Annotated in this window: 1 protein-coding gene; it reads right to left on the bottom strand. The window is 59.0% G+C overall.

Annotated features, from left to right (window positions below):
- Positions 1-143: 143 nt before the first annotated feature.
- On the bottom strand, positions 144-3,059 hold the full coding sequence (locus tag BLQ61_RS17085) for a Tn3-like element IS1071 family transposase (protein ID WP_003158660.1): 2,916 nt from the start codon (positions 3,057-3,059) through the stop codon (positions 144-146).
- Between the last annotated feature and the right edge of the window lie 145 nt (positions 3,060-3,204).

The following is a 3,204-nucleotide window of genomic DNA, read 5'->3' as shown; positions in this document are numbered from 1 at the left end:
GGGGTCTCCTCGTTTTCAGTGCAATAAGTGACGGTACGAAAAGCTAGCACTGGCGCGGAGGTGGTGTTGGTAGATCGTTGATTTCATTGACTTTCCTGTTCACTTTCAAATCTGCGATTCGTGGCGTCAAACCGTGGTCGGTTTCATCCATTGGTGCCAGTTATCGATGCATTTGGCCGCGAAGGCAGGATTTGGTCAGCATAGCGGTCAACCGGGAAGCGAAACACACCCCGCAAGTTGATGCTCTCCAGCCTGGTGGGCGCAATCTTCCCGATCAGTTCCGGTGGAATGACCTGGCGGCGGTTCGACCAGCGATCCAGGACCGCCTGCATCTGTGAGGTATTCCACGCCATCACGATGTTGGCCATCAGGCTCAACGCATCGGCCACAGCCTGCATTTCATCGACACGTTTGGCCTGCGCCGGGCTGATCCGGCCGGTATAAATGGCGCGCTTGAGGGCGTTAACAGCCTCGCCCCGATTGAGCACCCGGCGCAACTCGTTCCTGAAAGCGTCCTTGACAAAGTAGTCAGCCAAAAACGCCGTACGCAGCAACCGCCCCAATTGCACGCCAGCCTCATAGATTGGATCGCCCTGGGCGGCAGAACCGAACCGCGCAAGAGCTGCCACCGCACTGGCATGTCCGCTCATGACCGAGGCTGCCAGGTGCACCAGACTATCCCAATGCTTTTCGATCAAAGCGACGTCGACATTGGCTTCGCACACCGCAGCGATTTCTGCGGGCACTTTGGTGCCGCGTGGCACAAAGAGGTGGCGCTGTTTGAGTTCCTTCAACCGCGGGCAAAGATCAAAACCAAGCAAACGGGCATGTGACATGGCAAAGTCGGTGTAGCCATGGGTATCCACAGCAAGCTGGCTGGTCTCCAGCTTTTCTTGGCGGATGACACCTTCAATGGCCACGCCCGCCTGGCGCTCATTGAGCACAAAGGGCTGCGCATGGAAGATGCCCCACCGGTCTTTTACATGGGAGTAGATTCCAATGGAAGGTGTGTTGCGCCGAGGATCAAGCCGGGCTTGCCACACCCGTTTGGTGGTCTCCATGGTCATCATGTCAGAAGATGCCAAATCGGACCGCCCCCAGGTGGCGGCAATCGGGTGTCGCTGCATGAATTCCAGCACAGCCTGGCAGGCCTGGCTCAGACGCCGTTCGTCCCGCGCCCAGCGCATGGCCTGGCGAATGCTGGTGGCAGACAATTGCGGAATCATGCGCGCGCATTCGACCGCAGTCAGACTGGTGCCGTGGGCCATGATGCCGGCATAGACCATCAGCAGCTCGTCGGTAGAGCGCGGCTCACGTCCGAGCATGATCCAGCTAAAGCGCACCTGGGCGTCAACGGCCAGAATCACTTCCGGCAATTGAACCTCACCGATGCGGTGATCCAAAGCCGCGCGCAGCTTGGTCACTTCTGGGTCTTCGTCCTCTGCGGGCAATGGCGACAAATGGAGTTCATCATCCACGCGCAGTACGCCACTGCGGGCTGCAGCGGCCACCGCATCGACACCGGCAGTTACTCTGGCCAGCAAAGGCTTCAAGAAAGTGGCAGCCTTGCTGGGTAACGATAGACGGGCATAGTGTTTCTTGGACTCTGCCTGCCAACGCTCGTCCGTGAAGAACAAGCGCGCACGACCCCGAAAGCTCAGGCTGTGCTCAATCCAGACCGAGCCATTGCGCACCGCGCGGCGCAGGGCAAACAGGGTGGCCACCTCCAACGCCTGAAACGCCCGTTCCCGGTCTGGGCTGGAGATCGAAACCTGCCAGATCATTCCCAGACTTGGTGCCACCACTTCAACTGGCAGCTTTCTGGATCCTTTGAGATATAAAGCTTGCAGCTTGGCAAGGTACTCGATGGCAGGATGCTCGCCGGTGGCCTGCCAGGGCAGCTTTGCAATGGCGACGAGCAACGACCGCACGGGGCGAATTCCATCAATCAATCCCTCGCGGACCAGGGAGGCCCTGCTCGGTGGTTTGCGTTTCTGGGTTTCGGTGATCAAGGCTTCAAGACGGGCACGCAACTCAGCATCTGGCACCGCACCTTGCGCGCTCAAGGCAACAAGTTCGCCGAGCAGCGTTTTGTACATTGCGGCCCAATTGACGGTAGCGGGGACATCGGCGGCAGCCTGACGCCACAGATCGGCGATCCGGCGCTGCACCATAAGGATCAACTGGTCTGTGGTGGTGAACAGGCAATACCGAAGAAAGCATGCGACCTCCACGGTGCGCGCTGGCTCTTTGATCTTGGCTCCGGCTGAGGGCGGCCTGGAGACAAGTCGGCGCGCGTAGCGGCGCAAGATGAGATCGGGGATGTCTGCCAGGTGCTTATGAACGTCCAGCGTGTAAAGCAGGTCGATGCGCTCCAGTACCTCGCTGATTTGGCGGGTTGAGTGTTTCGCCGGTGCAGCCCATAGCCAACTCTGCTGGGTTTGTCCATCTGGGCGCAGCTCTGAAACTGAGGCTCGCCAGCGATCAAGTGTTGCTGGATCAACGCTGGCGGCGATGGCGGTGCCTGTTTCAACTTCAAGCTGGGCAAGTGCCGCCGCAATCAGTGTCCGAATTGCCCGCTCGTGCACGATCACCAGCTTGTTCTTGTACAGCCATTGACGCGCCCGCACGAGTAGCTGATCGCGGTCGGCGCAGCGCGCCACTTCGTCGCGCAGTTCACGTACCAGTGAGCGGCGCTGGTGCTCGCTCATCCACTGGAATCCAAGGACCGTGCAGGCTACTTGTTGGTGATCGAATAGCGTGCGCCCGCGTTCATACATGGCTCTCAGCGAGGCGACTTCTGGTGCTGCAATGCCAAGCTCGTTGCCAAGGTGGCGCCACAAGGCTACTGGAATTACCCGAAAGGCACCGAGCAAACGCCCACTCATGCGCAGGAAACCAATATGGAGCGCCAGACCAAGCTTGTGGGAATCACCTCGGCGTGCATTGATTGCGTCGCGCTCGGCACCATCGAAGGTGAAAAATGCCTTCATCTCGAAGTCGCTGATATCGCGGGGGAGCCCACGCATCCCCAAAAACGTTGTGTGCCAACCCTGCATCGTGAACCTCAAAAGTGGGAGGCCACCATACCCGCTTACAAAGCGAACAGGAAAGTCAATGAAATCAACGGTCTACCCAGACCACCCCCGCGCCAGTGCTAGCTTTGCGTACCGTCACTTATTGCACTGAAAACGAGGAGACCCC

The organism is Oryzisolibacter propanilivorax, assembly GCF_900103645.1.
GTDB classification, from domain to species: domain Bacteria; phylum Pseudomonadota; class Gammaproteobacteria; order Burkholderiales; family Burkholderiaceae_C; genus Melaminivora; species Melaminivora propanilivorax.
This window is presented reverse-complemented; position numbering and strand designations above follow the sequence as displayed.

Excerpts from the sequence above, each read along its gene's own strand:
- BLQ61_RS17085 (WP_003158660.1), bottom strand. The coding sequence starts at position 3,059 with ATGCAGGGTTGGCACACAACGTTTTTGGGGATGCGTGGGCTCCCCCGC.